This is a genomic window from Mariniflexile sp. HMF6888, assembly GCF_044335535.1.
GTDB lineage: Bacteria > Bacteroidota > Bacteroidia > Flavobacteriales > Flavobacteriaceae > Mariniflexile.
The window spans coordinates 1,056,254-1,071,640 of record NZ_JBIQVZ010000001.1 but is presented as its reverse complement, the minus strand read 5'-3'; the positions used below and the strand labels follow the sequence as shown (position 1 = coordinate 1,071,640).

Here is a 15,387-nt window from a genome sequence, read left to right as displayed (position 1 = left end):
TGATACTATTTTTTTACTGAGACTTCATTGTCTTTTTAGCTAAATAAATATAGGGAATTTTAGGTGTTGTCATGCCATGTCCTAAATAGAAACCCGTATGTGCAGGTTGGTTATACCCTACATTTTGCCATGCAATACTGGTGCGATATAGCGGATCGTGCATCAAGGTAAAAATACGCTCCGTGGTGCTATATGGTGTTGAAAATATAACTAATTCGGTGTTTTTTGAATTTCGCCAGATAATCTCTTCTCTCCAATCTCCCAATATATCGGCAATTAAACAGGGATTGGATTTTGTACCATTATTGCTTTTTAAGCTCATGTCATCATAATTATAAGCTGTAAGCAGAATCTCTGAACTTTTACTATTGGGATTCCATTTTGTAATGACTGTCTTATCTACTATTTCACGTAGTAAATCGCCATCCCACCATGCAAACATGTTAAAACTAGCGCCTCTTCTACCAGTTGAAGGGTATGTTGTAGAGATGACTTCGCCTTTAGCATTATGCACTCCAGAGCCGTTAGATGCCCAACTTTCAGTACCCGTATGGTTAGGGTCAATATCGGCTGTAACGCCTCTTCCAAAATCGCCTTTTCCTGCAACACTCCATAATACCTCACCTGTTTTGGGGTCTCTATAGTCTATAGCGGGAATATTTTTGCCATTGGCTACTTCATGCGTCATAAAATATTCCAAACCTTCACGAGTAGGGTCGAAATCTCCTAAATGACTCGCATCACCATGTCCAAAACCTGTGGAATATAGGCCTGTGCCATCATCATCAATAGCACAAGATCCATATTGTATTTCATCTTTCCCATCACCATCAACGTCTCCAACAGTGATGCTGTGGTTCCCTTGCCCAAAATACGCTTCGTTGCCTTTTTTATTGGTGTCGAATACCCATCGATTTGTTAGTTTACCATCTCTATAGTCAAAAGCGGCTAAGACGGTACGTGTGTAATAACCTCTAGCGAATACTAAACTAGGACGTTTTCCGTCGAGATATGCTACACATGCTAAAAACCGATCTACCCTATTTCCGTAACTATCACCCCAATCGGAGATGTTTCCTCTTGCAGGAATATAATCTTGTGTTGTTATAAAAGTTCCGGTTTCACCAGAAAAAAGACTCAAATATTCGGGGCCTGATAAGATGTAACCATTAGGAGTTCTAAAGTCTGCCGTGGGATCACCTAAAACAGTTCCTGCTCCATCAACAGTACCATCAGCAGTTTTGCATGCTATTTCTGCTTTTCCATCACCGTCAAAATCATAAACTAAAAATTGTGTATAGTGTGCGCCCGAGCGGATGTTTTTGCCTAAATCTATGGTCCATAACACAGTGCCATCCAGTTTTAATCCTTGTAAAATGGTGTTTCCTGTATAGCCTCTATGGGAATTATCGTGTGAATTTGAAGGCATCCATTTTAGTACCAGTTCGTATTCACCATCACCATCTAAATCGCCAACAGAAGCGTCATTGGCTTCATAAATATAATCTCTACCGTCTGGCGATGTTCCTCCCTCAGGAGCAGAAATAGGGATTGTTTTGTAGATAGTGTTCCAAACGTTTTTTGGTTCTGACATTTTTTGCTCTATACCATTTATAATGACCGATACACTATATGTTTCGTTTGTGGTTATAGAGTCAGTAAAGTTGCTGGCACCTGTAATGGGAGTTTTATTTAATAGTGTTGTGCCTCTATATACATTATATGAAGTATTTTCAAACTCTGAAGCAAAAATGCGCCAACTTACTAAAACCTCGTTGCTGTTTTTTCTAACGGCCAACACACTTCTATCTAAATCTTCCATTTGTTTTTGAGCCATTACAGGCAAAAATATAAGCGTGAAAACAAGATAAAGAAAGGTCATTCTCCAAAAATAAAAATGATCTTTTTTAGGAGTGCAAGGTGTTTGTAATTCAGTTATTAGTGATTTCTGTTTCATTTACAACATGTTGTTTGAGTTCAATCCGAAAAGTTATTTTAATATAGTTTTAAATACCTTTACCCCGGTTTCTTGTGTTATTTTTACTAAATACAAACCTTTGGGATAGGTGCTTAAGTCTATGCTATTAATCGTATTGGAACTTTTTTTAATTAAAGATTTACCCATACTATCATACACTTCGATAGTGCCACTATATACTTTGGAAATATATAATTTACCAGTGGTTGGATTTGGATATATTTTTATTGACGAACTGTTTTTTGTACCGCTATCTTCAATAGAAAGCGTGTTATTAGCTAAATAAATATTAGGAACAGTGGGTGTTGGCATACCAACTCCTAAATAGAAACCTGTATGTGCAGGTTGATTGTAACCTACGTTTTGCCAAGCAATACTGGTACGGTATACAGGGTCGTGCATTAAGGTAAAAATACGTTTGGTTGTTGGATTGGGTGTTGAAAAAACAACCAGTTCTGTATTATCCGATTTTCTCCAAATGATTTCTTCTCGCCAATCGCCTAATATATCAGCAATTAAACACGGATTGGATTTAGTACTATTGTTGCTTTCAACAGAAACATTATCATAATTGTAAGCTGTTAAAATTCGGTCTGTGCTACCTGTTGTTGCATTCCACTTGGTAATAACTGTTCTATCCACTAGTTCTCTTAATAAGTCACCGTCATACCAAGCAAGCATGTTGAAAGTGGATCCAGAGCCTGCCGTTGTTGGATATGTTGTTGAAATGACAGTACCGTTAAGGTTGTGTATTCCCGAACCATTTGATGCCCACATTTCGGCTCCCAAATGATTGGGGTCAATATCTGCTATAACACCTCTGCCTATATCTCCACTGCCTGGAACGCTCCAAAATACGTCACCTGTTTTAGGGTCCCTGTAATCTATTTGTGGTACTTCGGGTCTATTTGCTTCTTCATGAACCATAAAATATTCCAAACCATCACGAGAAGGATCAAAATCCCCTAAATGACTGGCATCTCCATGTCCAAAACCTGTAGAATACAAAACAGTACCATCATCATCTATGGCGGCAGATCCATATTGAATTTCGTCTTTTCCATCACCATCTACGTCGCCTACAGTTATGCTATGGTTTCCTTGACCATAAACGGCTTCTTTACCACCTCCATCATTGGTGTCAAATATCCAACGATTTATTAATTGGCCATCTCTGTAATCAAAAGCTGCCAGCACCACACGTGTATAATAGCCCCTGGCAAAAACCAAACTAGGTCTTGCACCATCAAGATAAGCCACACATGCTAAAAACCGATCGACTCTATTTCCGTAATTATCACCCCAACTAGATACGTTGCCTCTAGCAGGTATGTAGTTTTGTGTGGTAATAAAAGCTCCGGTTTCTCCATCAAAAAGGCTTAAATACTCAGGACCGGATAAAATATAACCACTAGTATTGCGATAATCGGCATTGGCATCGCCTAAGACCGCCCCAATACCATCAGTGGTTCCATCGGCTGTTTTGCAAGCAATTTCAGCTTTTCCATCGCCATCTAAATCGTACACCATAAATTGCGTGTAATGGGCACCCGAACGTATGTTTTTACCTAAATTTATAGTCCATAAAACAGTGCCATCCATTTTCAATCCTTGTAAAATGGTGTTACCTGTGTAGCCACTATGTGCATTGTCCTTAGAATTGGTGGGCATCCATTTTAAAATGATTTCGTATTCGCCATCGCCATCTAAATCTCCAACAGAAGCATCATTGGCTTCATAGGTATAGCTTACATTGTCAGGGGTTGTTCCTCTTGCAGGAGCATTTATAGGTATTTTTTTATAGATGTTGTTCCAAACATCAACTGGTTGGGAAACTTCTTGTTCAACACCGTCTATAATGGCAGACACACTATAGGTACCATTGGTAGATGTATTATCTACATAGTTACTTGCACCAGTTATTGGTGTGGTATTTAATAGCGTCGTGCCTCTGTAAACGTTGTAAGAAGCATTTGTGAATTCTGAACCCAAAATACGCCAACTTACCAATACTTGATTGGAAGAAGAACGTACAGCCAATACACCACGATCTAAGTTCTCCATTTGCTTTTGAGCTATAACAGGTGTTGTTGTTAGTATAAAAGCCAAAACAAGTAGGCTGTTTTTTAAATAAGCAACTAAGTCTCTTTTTGGTACCATATTATTAAGTAGTTTTTTTGTCATAAAAATGGTTTGGTTTTAGTTAATTGCTTATAAACAAATGTAGACTTTCCATTTAAAGAGGCTGTCCTGCTCTATCCTGTTATGCCTTCTAAAATCTATAAGATAATATATTTAAAATAAAGGTGTAAGTATTTGTTTTTAACCATATATTAAAAAGTTTGGTTATGAAATTTTGATTTTTTTTGCGTTTAATAAGTCATCCATATTGGACACAATTTTTTAGCCAATTATAAAAAGTTTAAATAAGTTCATAATAATAGTTCTTTGGAAAGAAATGTATATTTTTCTCTTGGAAGAAAACAAAGTATATTTAGGGCCTCAATTAATTGATAATAGTCAACTACCTAGGGCAAGCCCATGAAGCATTTATAGGAAGAAGATTAAAAATTTGAGGCAAGCCTAGGAGTATTCAAATCTCGATTATCGAGTAACACCAAATAGATACTAAAATGAATCAGTTTTTTGATTTTTTCTTAAACACATATAAAGATAAAGATACCTTTGTCGTTATTTTAGAAGCTATTGTTTTAGTTACAGGTATAGCAAGCGTTTGGTACGCTAAAAAAGAAAATATTTTAGTGTACCCTACAGGATTAGTTGCAACAATCATTTCTGTCTATCTTTTGTTAAAAGATAAACTGTATGGTGATATGATGATGAATCTTTACTTTTCCATAATGAGCGTTTATGGCTGGTGGAATTGGTCAAGAACTATAAATAATGAGAAAGTAGTTAAAATTTCAAGAACAAATACCAATGAAAAAATGATTGGGCTTGGGTTGTTTGTTTTAACCATTGGTTTTACATATTTGGTTTATAGAATTTTTGGTGGAGAAATAACAATCTCTAACTATGTTGATATGCTTACTTCAGGCATGTTTTTTACGGCAATGTGGTATATGGCTAAAAAGAAAATTGAAAGTTGGACCCTTTGGATTATAGCAGATATTATTAGCATTCCGCTTTATGCCTATAGAGGTTGGGGAATGCTTTCGTTTCAATATCTTATTTTTACAATTTTAGCGATTCAAGCTTATTTTTTATGGAAGAAAAGTATCGACAAGAACCTTCAAACTGCATCAAAGTAGTGTTATTTGGACCAGAATCTACTGGAAAAACAACCCTGTCTGGGCAATTGGCAAGATATTACAATTCGGTTTGGGTGCCCGAATACGCACGTGAGTATCTTCAAAATAAATGGAATAACGAACGTAAAACCTGTGAGCCAGATGATTTATTGCCTATTGCTAAAGGACAAATTAAGTTAGAGAATAAATTAGCCAAAAAAACCGATACTGTTTTAATTTGCGATACCGATTTGTTAGAAACTAAAGTGTATTCCGAAGCGTATTATTTAGGTTATTGCGATCCAATTCTTGAAAAATATGCTTTGCAAAATACCTACGATTTATATTTTTTAACTTATATTGACACCCCTTGGGAAGGTGACGATTTAAGAGACAAACCAGAAGAGAGGACTGAGATGTTTAAAGCGTTTGAAGACGCATTGATAGTAAATAAGCGCCCTTATGTGTTGCTTAAGGGAAATATGAAGGAACGTTTAGAAACTGCTGTTAAACACATAGACACCTTATTAAAGAAGCACAAATAATGTTTTCAGATAAAGATATACAACAAATAATAAATCACGGACTAACGGTTGAGAAAGTGAACAACCAAATAAAGATTATTAAATCTGGTATGATTTATTCTGATTTAGTTGAAGCAGCTACCATAGGAAATGGCATTTTAAGAATTGATGCAGAAAAGCAACAAGGCTATATAGATAGGTTCGAAAACAACCGTAACCAATTGTCTATTGTCAAGTTTGTACCAGCTTCTGGTGCTGCTACGCGCATGTTCAAATTCTTGTTTCAGTTTTTAAATGAGTTTAGTACAGCGCAACAAAGCATAGAAGCCTATTCAAAAAAAAATAATGCCATTTCGGTATTTATAAAAGGGTTAGAAAAACTTCCTTTTTATGAAATTGCTAAAGAGAAAATGCATCAAGCAAATTCTAATATAGATGCATTACTATTGGGTGAACACTATGTTTTGTTTGTAAAAACAATGTTAGATGCCAACCAATTAAATTACAGTTTTTATCCCAAAGGCCTGTTGCCGTTTCATAAATATAAGAATGATGTTTCAACGGCGTTTAAAGAACATTTAATTGAAGCTACCATGTATGCTTCATCAAATAACCAAGCGAATTTACACTTTACAATTTCTGAAGTGCATAAAGCGATGTTTGAAAAGGAATTGAAACTGGTTAAAGAGCCTCTTGAAACAGAAACCAATACTAAATTCAATGTATCATTCTCGTATCAAAACAAATCTACTGATACGATTGCTATAACATCCAGTGATAAACTTTACAGAACAGAAGACGATAAACTGCTGTTCAGGCCATCGGGCCATGGCGCTTTAATAGAAAATCTTAATGCGCTCGATTTTGATTTTATTTTCATTAAAAACATCGACAACATTGTTGTTTTAGAACAAAACATAGAGGTTTCTAATTATAAAAAAATGTTGGCAGGCATCCTTCTGCAAATACAAACCCAAACTTTTAAGTATTTAAATAAATTGGAAGATGATGAGATTTCGGAAGATGAAGTTAATAACATCGAATTATTTGTAATTAACCGAATTAATGTAGAGCTAGAAGAAGCTTATAACATGTACACTCTAAAAGAAAAAAGAGACTACTTGCGCCATAAACTTAACAGACCAATTAGAGTCTGTGGGATGGTTAAAAATGAAGGAGAACCAGGAGGTGGTCCTTTCTGGGTGAAGGACAGTAATGGGGCTGTTTCTTTGCAAATAGTAGAGTTTGCCCAAATTGATATTGAAAATCAATCTCAAAAAAATATTGTAGATAATGCAACGCATTTCAATCCAACAGATTTGGTTTGCGCTGTGAAAGACTATAAAGGAAACAAATTCGATTTAACTAAATATGTAGATCCAGATGCTGCTTTTATAACCCTGAAATCTCTAAACGGTGTAGATATTAAAGCCTTAGAACTCCCTGGATTGTGGAATGGCAGTATGGCATATTGGAATTCTATTTTTGTTGAAATTCCACTATCGACTTTCAACCCCGTAAAAACAGTAAACGATTTATTAAAACCTGCACATCAAGTTTAAAAGAATGATTAACGAAGATGCCTTGTTACAAGAATTGACTTTTAAAGCCGTAAGAAGTTCGGGTGCTGGTGGCCAACACGTTAATAAAGTATCATCAAAGGTTGAACTTGTTTTCAATTTGTTTGAATCCTCGGTTTTTAGCGAGGAATTAAAAGAACGGCTCACAAATAAACTTCAAAACAGATTAACAAAAGAAGGTGTTTTAATCCTACAATGTGATGAAAGTAGAAGTCAGCACAAAAACAAAGAACTAGTTATTAAACGTTTTTTAGATTTAGTAAATAGAGCTTTAATAATTCCAAAGAAGCGAATCCCAACAAAAATACCAAGAGCCGTTATAAAGAAACGGCTAAAAAGTAAACGTAAACTATCTGATAAAAAGGTAAATAGGCAAAAACCAGACGTCGATTAAAAATAATTGTCAATGGATAATCGATAATTGTCAATGGATAATTACCTTTGCATTGTTCTCAAAAAAGGGGTGCTTTTTCAGTTAGCAGTCATCAGTTTTAGTTTTCAGTCACCAATTTTGACTTTTAACTTTCAACTTTTTCAACTTTTAACTACCTAAAGGCTGAGATCATACCCAATGAACCTAGAACAGGTAATGCTGTTTAGGGATTTAATTGATAGTACAGAGTATAGCAAATACAGTAATTACTTTGCATGATTCAATAAAACAATAATTATTAACCATAAGAATAATTACCTCTTTTTATTCGATTATAAACATAATCGTAATGAAATCCACTATTCTTAAACCTTCTTCAAAAAGTTATAATCGCTTTTTAAGGAGATTCAGTTTCGACTTTTTTAAAAAAATCAGCGAAACTAAAAACATGTCCCTTTTTTTAGCAGTATTCGTGTTATCAATCAGTGTTAATGCACAAGACAATCAAGTTCAGCAAGATTCAACAAAAACAGAAAAATTAGATGAAGTTTTAGTCAATGCTGTTCGTGTAAATACCACATCGCCTATTACACACTCAAACATTACCAAAAAAGAGTTGGAAAAGCGTAATTTAGGACAAGACATTCCAACGCTTTTAAATTATTTACCATCAGTAGTTACAACTAGTGATGCAGGAGCTGGTATAGGATATAGTGGCATTAGAATTCGAGGTGTTGGTGGAGAATCTACCAACGTAACAATTAATGGAATCCCTTATAATGATGCCGAAAGTTTAGGCACTTTTTGGGTGAATTTACAAGATTTATCATCATCGGTAGAAAGTATCCAAGTACAACGTGGTGTTGGAACATCAACCAATGGTTCTGCCGCTTTTGGTGCTAGTATTAATATTTTAACAGATGCTATTAGCGATGATGCATCGGCTTCTATATCTAATAGCTATGGTAGTTTTAATAGTTTAAAGCATCATGTAAAGTTTAGTACAGGCTTGATAGATGACCACGTTGAAATTTCTGGACGTTTGTCTAAAATTACATCAGACGGATTTATAGACCGAGCCAGTTCAGATTTAAAATCATATTTTTTACAAGGCGCCTATAAAGACGATAATACCTTAATTAAAGCGCTTGTTTTTGGCGGTCATGAAAAAACATATCAAGCGTGGTATGGTGTAGATATATATACCATAGACACAAATAGAACTTATAATGTGGCAGGTACTATCATGGATAATGATGGCAATATGACTGGGTTTTATGACAATCAAGTAGATGATTACAAACAAGATCATTACCAGTTACATTGGAATGAGCGTTTTAACAACCAATTATCTTTAAATGTGGGGTTAAATTATACTAAAGGATATGGCTTTTATGAAGAATATGTAGACAATTATTATTATACAAATGTATATGGTTCAGACGATTCCAAATTTTCATTTTTAGGTCTTAATCCTATAACGGTAAACGGAAATACCGTTGATAGTATGGACTACATTCGTAGAAAAGCACTAGATAATAACTTCTATGTGGCAAATGCCAGTTTAAATTATAAAAACGACAGATTAAATATTATTACAGGTGGTTCTTTTAATTTATACGAAGGTGACCATATAGGAACTATCATTTGGGCAGAATATGCAGCAAGCATTGGAAACGATTATCGTTATTATTTTGGGCAATCACGAAAAAGGGACGCTAGTGCATTTTCTAAAGCAACCTATAAAATAAACGAAAAGGTTAGTGCTTATGCAGATATACAATACAGATATGTCGATTATAAAACAACGGGAATTGACTCCAAACGTTCGTTATTTGAGATAGATAAACATTATAACTTTTTTAATCCTAAAGTAGGAATAAGCGTTGACCTGAATGCGTCAAATAACTTATATGCCTCTTATGCTAGAGCGAATAGAGAACCCAGTAGAACAGATTTTGAAAACAATACAGAAGTAAGGCCAGAGCAGCTTAATGATTTTGAATTAGGTTATAGATATCATGCTGAAAAAATAAAGTGTAATGCCAATGCTTACTTTATGCAATATAACGATCAGTTAGTGTTAACAGGAGCTTTAGATGACGTCGGAAACCCCATTAGAGCCAATGCGGGTAAAAGTTATCGAGTTGGTGTCGAGTTAGACGGTGTTGTTGCGTTTTCTAAACAGATTTCATTACAAGCTAATGCTACCGTAAGCAGAAATAGAAACCTAAACAAAAATCAGTTTTTAAACGGAACACCTTTAGGTGAAACCGATATTGCTTATTCACCTAATTTTGTGTCGAGTACTGCAATTAATTATATGCCTATAAAAAATATGCAAGTCTCTCTTATTAATAAATATGTAGGGAAACAGTTGTTAAACAACATTCAAGATGAAGATTCCAGTCTAAAAGCATATAGCATATTGGATTTTAATGCTAGTTACGAATTTAAGACCAAAGCTGTTTTTAAATCTATTTTAGTTAATGGTCTTATAAATAATATTGCAGGAGTAGAATACAATTCAAATGGTGCCGATTATGGTGGTGGTTACTATGTGTACTACCCGCAAGCAACTACCAACTTTTTAGTGGGCGTTACCTTTAAATTTTAAATTTTTATCTCAAATTTTAATTAGAAAGAGGTTGAATCTGAAAAGTCTATTTAGAAGTAAATTGTCACATTGAGCGCAGTCGAAATGATTGATAATCTAACTGATAAGGTTTTCGACTGTGCTCCTGATATTAAAGTTTACTTTTTGGCCTCTTTTTAGTTAAAAACTCTAATTATGGAGCCTGCAACTTCAACTTTATAGCGTATTAACGTGTAAGAACCTGTGGTGCCTTCTCTTTTATCGCCATTTAGTATATCGTATGAATTACCATCATCACAATTGCAAGTTGCAATAATACCTTCAACACTTAGTTTTGAACATGTACTTATTTGATGGTTTGGGTCTGTTATTTCAAAAGCATTGTAATTAGTACCACCAGCGTAATATAGTACCACGCCGTTTATACCGTAGGGGCTGTTTAGAATAACAAAATTCCCAGGAAATTTTAATTGGCTAAATTCTGGTAAATTGGTATTGATTAAGCTACCGGTGTTAAATTGGTAATTAGGCAAATAAGGATTCTTGGTAATGGTGTTGTCAGAGCTACAAGCTGTCAATAACAAAAAACAAATTATGTATAAAAAGGACTTCATGTTTAAGTGTATCATAATTTTCAATTGAACTCATTTAAAGTTTTTGAAATTAAGCAAAAATTAGGGAATTTTAGTTCTGTTAAAGGCTTTTTTGAGTTGCATAGCAGCGCTACGGAAGGAAGAAAAGGCAAAAACAGAGCTAAAATCAGCAATTTTTTAGCAAATTGAAAAACTCTAAATGAGTTCATTTACAACATTAAGCAAAATGAGTTAAATATTTTGTATATTTCCTCTTAATATTCTTATTTTCATTTAAGGTAAGAGGTAAAGTACTTTATAAGATATTCATAAATATTTGACTAAAATTTTGTACTTTTGTTATTCAATCTCGTATATACGAGATTTTTTTTATGCTGAACTCCTGTACTTAGCGTAGTCGAAGTGGGTTTCAGCATTTTATTATTAATAAAACGATGAAGTTATGAGTAAAGTATCATACTATACACCAGAAGGGTTAAAAAAATTAAGAGACGAACTTAAGCAATTAAAAGATGTGGAACGTGTTAAAGCATCCAAAGCCATTGCTGAAGCTAGAGATAAGGGAGATTTAAGTGAAAATGCCGAGTACGATGCCGCTAAAGAAGCACAAGGAATGCTAGAAATGCGTATTTCTAAATTAGAAGATGCTTTAGCAGGTGCGCGTATTATTGATGAGTCGCAATTAGATAATTCTAAAATATTAGTGTTATCTAAAGTGAAGATAAGAAACCAAACCAATGGTATGGAAATGAATTATACATTGGTTGCCGATGGTGAAGCAGATTTGGCTTCGGGCAAAATATCTGTTAATTCGCCTATCGGAAAAGGGCTATTGGGAAAATCGGTTGGCGATGTAGCCGAAATACAAGTGCCAAATGGCGTGATGAAATTTGATATTATCGAAATTTCAAGATAATTTAATTCGAAACATTTTTTTAAAAGATTCCTGATTGATTTAATCAGGAATCTTTTATATTTACAGTTATTCATACATCAACAAAAAACGTTATGGCTTCAATTTTCACTAAAATAGTTAATGGCGAGATCCCTTGCTATAAGATTGCCGAAACAGACGAATTCTTAGCATTTTTAGATGTTAATCCAAACAGTAAAGGACATACGTTGTGTATACCTAAAAAGGAGGTTGATAAGATTTTCGATTTAGATGAAGCTACTTATACGGGTTTAATGCAGTTTTCAAGACGTGTAGCCATAGCCATTGAAAAAGCCATTCCCTGTAAACGCATAGGTGTTACCGTTATTGGATTGGAGGTGCCTCATGTCCATGTGCATTTAATTCCGTTGCATACTATGGAAGATGTGCGTTTTATTCAAAAAGCCAAATTATCTCCCGAGGAGTTCCAAGAAGTAGCAAGCCGTATTAGAGCGGAATTATAGTTTGGTAGAAACTAAAAAGGCCACAATGCAAATAGCTAGTATGATACCCGAAAAAATAGCCAACCATGATGCTCTTTTTAGCCGTGTAGATGGGTTTTTTGGTGTAATCGCCTTTTTGTGATATTCAAAAACACGTTCAATATCATCGGTCCAATTTACAGGATAAACAGTACTCTTGCATGTTTTACAAGCCAAATCATATTTAATTTCAGGAGTGATGGCTTTATAAAAACTGGTTTCAATGGTTTTTTGTTTAACGGTTAAGTATAAACCATCGTTATTGTAGCAAAATGGGCAGTTATTATTTAAACACACCTCTTTTATAAATACAAATTTTTCAGCCATAATTTACAGTTTATGCACGTTTAAGTGTTATTTGAAATGTGGTTCCTTTGCCTTTTTCAGATTGTAAAACCTTTATTTTACCATCATGAAAATCTTCAATAATGCGTCTGGTAAGCGATAAGCCCAATCCCCAACCACGTTTTTTAGTAGTAAATCCAGGTTCGAATATTCTATTGAAATCTTTTTTAGAGAGCCCTTTGCCAGTATCGGTTACAGTGACCATAATAGTGTTTTCCAATTGGGAAATTTCAATGGTAATTTTGCCACGACCTTTCATCGCATCAATGGCATTTTTCACTAGGTTTTCAATACACCAACTGTACAGTTGTTTGTTTAAATTTACTAGAATATCACCTTCCGGTATTTTAAGATCAAATTCAATAAGGTTTGAAGATCTGGCCTTTAAATAATCGTAAGAATCGATGGTTTCTTTTATTATATCGGCGACCTCCAAAGTAGGTATGGATCCTATTTTGCTAAAACGTTCGGTAATAGTTTGTAATCTGTCAATATCTTTTTCAATTTCAACAATATAATCGGGGTTTGTGTTTTCGGTTTTTAAGATTTCGGCCCAACCAATTAAAGAAGATAGCGGTGTGCCTATTTGGTGTGCTGTTTCCTTTGCCATACCAGACCACAGCTTGTTTTGGGTCGCGTTTTTATTACTTCGGTAAAAAAAGAAAATAACCGCACCAAAAAGAAATACAATAAGCAATAAGGCAAGCGGGTAGTATTTTAGTTTGTTCAGCAATTCGGAATTCCCATAATAAATGGTGCCAACAATACTATCTCCTAATTTTACTGAAATGGGTTTGTTTTCCTGTTTAAACCTCACTATTAATTTTTTAAGGTATAAAGAATCTGTTATTTTAGCATCATTAATATTGTTATAACTGCCTAAGCTACCATCTTCATTTATAACCAGCATAGGTGTGGTTTTGTTACTATTCAGTATTTTAAGGGTTAAATCTAAATTGGCATTGGTTTCAGAATTTATAAAATCGGTTTGCGCAAACGACCAATTTTCCATTTTGGTACGCTCTTCTTCTTTAAAATGCTGAAAAAACTCATAGGTTTTCCATAAAATAAGAGATACAATAGCAAATGAAGCTACTATAATTAACCAACGCAATGTATTACTGTATCTTGTAAAAATCATTATTTAAATTAAATAACTGGTAATATAATGCAAATCTGTTAATATTATTGTCCAAGTTGTTAGTAAAATGGTTTTTTGTTATACATTAGATTGGTTACATTTGCTTAGACAGTCTTTAAATAGTTAAAATTCAATATTTATGACTAAGTGAAACTAATCACATCTATTTTGTTAAGTTATTAATAAAATAAATTGTTAGTTTTGTTGAAAATTAAAAAAGTTTGATGCTTTCAATAGATCCGAAAACCTTATCAACCAGTAAATTGCATGGTTATTTGTTAAGTGCCGTGGCACCAAGACCTATTGCTTTTGCGAGTACTGTTGATGTTGATGGACGTGCTAATTTATCACCATTTAGCTTTTTTAATGTGTTTAGCGCAAATCCGCCCATATTGATTTTTTCGCCATCACGTCGTGTAAAAGATAATACTGTTAAGCATACGCTTAAAAACGTATTGAAGACAAGAGAAGTGGTTATTAATGTGGTGAGTTTTGATATGGTTCATCAAGCATCGTTAAGTAGCACCGAGTATCCCGAAGGGGTTAACGAGTTTGAAAAGGCAGGTTTTACCATGTTGAAATCTGATATAGTAAAACCATTTCGTGTCGCAGAGTCGCCCGTACAGATGGAGTGTAAAGTGAACGATATCATAGAATTGGGAACTGAAGGTGGTGCAGGAAATTTGGTTATTTGTGAAGTGGTAAAGCTTCATATTGATAAGGATGTTTTGAATGAAGATGGCTCCATAAACCAAGAAAAATTAGATTTGGTAGCAAGAGCAGGAGGTAGTTATTATAGTCGTGCAAAGAAGGGCTTTTTTGAAATACCAAAACCCTTAACCACATTAGGTATTGGGATTGATAATTTTCCTGAAGACGTTAAAAATAGCATGGTGCTAACAGGGAACGATTTAGGGATGTTGGGCAACGTAGAAAGTTTGCCAACCGAAGCAGATGTTGATAATTTTATTAAAGATATCAGTAAAAGATATCCAAATATAAAAACGGCAACACACAGACAAAAACATAAACTGGCACGTAACTATTTAAGTTTTGGCGATGTTGAAAGTGCTTGGAAAATATTGTTGTCTTAAATTTTAGACAATAAACTAGTAAAGAATAAATAATAAGAATAAATACAGATTAAATGGAAGTTCAAGGAAGAATTAAAATGGTAGGAGAAACTCAAACTTTTGGAGGTAATGGGTTTAGAAAAAGAGAAATTGTAGTTACTACGGAAGAGCAGTATCCACAACACATTATGGTGGAGTTTGTGCAAGATAAATGCGATTTACTTAACAGTTATAAAGAAGGGCAACAAGTAAAAATAAGCATCAATTTACGAGGAAGGGAATGGGTAAACCCACAAGGTGAAACCAAATATTTCAACTCCATTCAAGGTTGGAGAATTGAAGCATTACAAGCAGCAAGTTCAGATGGTAATTTGCCACCGGTACCTCCTATGGATGCTTTTGAGCCAGCAGGTAATTTAAACGAAGACGATCACGACGATTTACCGTTTTAATCAATTCCTGCGAAGGCAGGAATCTCATAAAACCAACCTCTTTGTTAAATAAAACTAAGAGGTTT

The 15,387-nt window shown here is 34.4% G+C and carries 14 protein-coding genes; 9 read left to right on the top strand and 5 right to left on the bottom strand.

The genetic code is table 11. The features are described 5' to 3' along the window. Window positions 1-13: 13 nt before the first annotated feature. Window positions 14-1,957: a rhamnogalacturonan lyase gene (locus ACGLWY_RS04875; RefSeq protein WP_396618531.1), complete on the bottom strand. Its 1,944-nt coding sequence runs from the start codon at window positions 1,955-1,957 to the stop codon at window positions 14-16. A 33-nt stretch (window positions 1,958-1,990) separates the two neighbouring features. After that, window positions 1,991-4,162, bottom strand: coding sequence for a T9SS type A sorting domain-containing protein (locus tag ACGLWY_RS04870; RefSeq protein ID WP_396618530.1), 2,172 nt, complete (start codon window positions 4,160-4,162; stop codon window positions 1,991-1,993). 449 nt (window positions 4,163-4,611) lie between these two features. Here ACGLWY_RS04870 and pnuC point away from each other — a divergent pair, with 449 nt between their 5' ends. The 5 genes from pnuC to ACGLWY_RS04845 all read left to right on the top strand — a co-directional run bounded on the left by pnuC (window position 4,612) and on the right by ACGLWY_RS04845 (window position 10,323). Beyond that, window positions 4,612-5,250 (top strand): nicotinamide riboside transporter PnuC, encoded by a 639-nt coding sequence (gene pnuC, locus ACGLWY_RS04865; RefSeq protein ID WP_396618529.1) that lies wholly within the window; start codon window positions 4,612-4,614, stop codon window positions 5,248-5,250. Continuing rightward, window positions 5,205-5,774, top strand: coding sequence for an AAA family ATPase (locus ACGLWY_RS04860; RefSeq protein ID WP_396618528.1), 570 nt, complete (start codon window positions 5,205-5,207; stop codon window positions 5,772-5,774). The genes pnuC and ACGLWY_RS04860 overlap by 46 nt, the downstream gene beginning before the upstream one ends. Then, window positions 5,774-7,315 carry a DUF4301 family protein gene (locus ACGLWY_RS04855; protein ID WP_396618527.1) on the top strand — a complete coding sequence of 514 codons (1,542 nt, stop codon included), beginning with the start codon at window positions 5,774-5,776 and terminating at the stop codon, window positions 7,313-7,315. The genes ACGLWY_RS04860 and ACGLWY_RS04855 overlap by 1 nt, the downstream gene beginning before the upstream one ends. A gap of 4 nt (window positions 7,316-7,319) precedes the next feature. After that, the gene (gene arfB, locus ACGLWY_RS04850; RefSeq protein ID WP_396618526.1) at window positions 7,320-7,727 is read left to right on the top strand and encodes an alternative ribosome rescue aminoacyl-tRNA hydrolase ArfB; all 408 of its coding nucleotides are present in this window, start codon (window positions 7,320-7,322) and stop codon (window positions 7,725-7,727) included. Between the two features lie 427 nt (window positions 7,728-8,154). Beyond that, complete coding sequence (locus ACGLWY_RS04845) at window positions 8,155-10,323, top strand: TonB-dependent receptor (protein ID WP_396618525.1); 2,169 nt, start codon at window positions 8,155-8,157, stop codon at window positions 10,321-10,323. Between the two features lie 155 nt (window positions 10,324-10,478). Here the strand turns inward: ACGLWY_RS04845 and ACGLWY_RS04840 are convergent, their stop codons facing one another. After that, window positions 10,479-10,931, bottom strand: coding sequence for a hypothetical protein (locus ACGLWY_RS04840; RefSeq protein ID WP_396618524.1), 453 nt, complete (start codon window positions 10,929-10,931; stop codon window positions 10,479-10,481). A gap of 406 nt (window positions 10,932-11,337) precedes the next feature. Here ACGLWY_RS04840 and greA point away from each other — a divergent pair, with 406 nt between their 5' ends. Together greA and ACGLWY_RS04830 are read left to right on the top strand one after the other, a co-directional pair. Beyond that, window positions 11,338-11,811 (top strand): transcription elongation factor GreA, encoded by a 474-nt coding sequence (gene greA, locus ACGLWY_RS04835; protein ID WP_117173337.1) that lies wholly within the window; start codon window positions 11,338-11,340, stop codon window positions 11,809-11,811. Window positions 11,812-11,903: 92 nt separating this feature from the next. Continuing rightward, entirely contained in the window at window positions 11,904-12,293 is a 390-nt protein-coding gene (locus ACGLWY_RS04830; protein ID WP_396618523.1) for an HIT family protein, read from the top strand. Here ACGLWY_RS04830 and ACGLWY_RS04825 read toward each other — a convergent pair. Continuing rightward, a complete protein-coding gene (locus ACGLWY_RS04825) occupies window positions 12,288-12,638 on the bottom strand; it encodes a hypothetical protein (RefSeq protein ID WP_396618522.1) in 351 nt (116 codons plus the stop codon). The two genes, ACGLWY_RS04830 and ACGLWY_RS04825, sit on opposite strands and share 6 nt — an antisense overlap. 10 nt (window positions 12,639-12,648) lie before the next feature. Further along, window positions 12,649-13,797 carry a sensor histidine kinase gene (locus tag ACGLWY_RS04820; protein WP_396618521.1) on the bottom strand — a complete coding sequence of 383 codons (1,149 nt, stop codon included), beginning with the start codon at window positions 13,795-13,797 and terminating at the stop codon, window positions 12,649-12,651. A 224-nt stretch (window positions 13,798-14,021) separates the two neighbouring features. On the opposite strand from ACGLWY_RS04820, the gene ACGLWY_RS04815 reads away from it, so the two are divergent. Together ACGLWY_RS04815 and ACGLWY_RS04810 are read left to right on the top strand one after the other, a co-directional pair. Further along, window positions 14,022-14,891 carry a flavin reductase family protein gene (locus tag ACGLWY_RS04815; RefSeq protein ID WP_396618520.1) on the top strand — a complete coding sequence of 290 codons (870 nt, stop codon included), beginning with the start codon at window positions 14,022-14,024 and terminating at the stop codon, window positions 14,889-14,891. Window positions 14,892-14,944: 53 nt separating this feature from the next. Beyond that, window positions 14,945-15,322 (top strand): DUF3127 domain-containing protein, encoded by a 378-nt coding sequence (locus ACGLWY_RS04810; protein ID WP_396618519.1) that lies wholly within the window; start codon window positions 14,945-14,947, stop codon window positions 15,320-15,322. Window positions 15,323-15,387: the final 65 nt, after the last annotated feature.

Coding starts and splice junctions, on each gene's coding strand:
- ACGLWY_RS04875 (WP_396618531.1), bottom strand. CDS start 1,957: ATGAAACAGAAATCACTAATAACTGAATTACAAACACCTTGCACTCCT.
- ACGLWY_RS04870 (WP_396618530.1), bottom strand. CDS start 4,162: ATGACAAAAAAACTACTTAATAATATGGTACCAAAAAGAGACTTAGTT.
- pnuC (WP_396618529.1), top strand. CDS start 4,612: ATGAATCAGTTTTTTGATTTTTTCTTAAACACATATAAAGATAAAGAT.
- ACGLWY_RS04860 (WP_396618528.1), top strand. CDS start 5,205: ATGGAAGAAAAGTATCGACAAGAACCTTCAAACTGCATCAAAGTAGTG.
- ACGLWY_RS04855 (WP_396618527.1), top strand. CDS start 5,774: ATGTTTTCAGATAAAGATATACAACAAATAATAAATCACGGACTAACG.
- arfB (WP_396618526.1), top strand. CDS start 7,320: ATGATTAACGAAGATGCCTTGTTACAAGAATTGACTTTTAAAGCCGTA.
- ACGLWY_RS04845 (WP_396618525.1), top strand. CDS start 8,155: ATGTCCCTTTTTTTAGCAGTATTCGTGTTATCAATCAGTGTTAATGCA.
- ACGLWY_RS04840 (WP_396618524.1), bottom strand. CDS start 10,931: ATGATACACTTAAACATGAAGTCCTTTTTATACATAATTTGTTTTTTG.
- greA (WP_117173337.1), top strand. CDS start 11,338: ATGAGTAAAGTATCATACTATACACCAGAAGGGTTAAAAAAATTAAGA.
- ACGLWY_RS04830 (WP_396618523.1), top strand. CDS start 11,904: ATGGCTTCAATTTTCACTAAAATAGTTAATGGCGAGATCCCTTGCTAT.
- ACGLWY_RS04825 (WP_396618522.1), bottom strand. CDS start 12,638: ATGGCTGAAAAATTTGTATTTATAAAAGAGGTGTGTTTAAATAATAAC.
- ACGLWY_RS04820 (WP_396618521.1), bottom strand. CDS start 13,797: ATGATTTTTACAAGATACAGTAATACATTGCGTTGGTTAATTATAGTA.
- ACGLWY_RS04815 (WP_396618520.1), top strand. CDS start 14,022: ATGCTTTCAATAGATCCGAAAACCTTATCAACCAGTAAATTGCATGGT.
- ACGLWY_RS04810 (WP_396618519.1), top strand. CDS start 14,945: ATGGAAGTTCAAGGAAGAATTAAAATGGTAGGAGAAACTCAAACTTTT.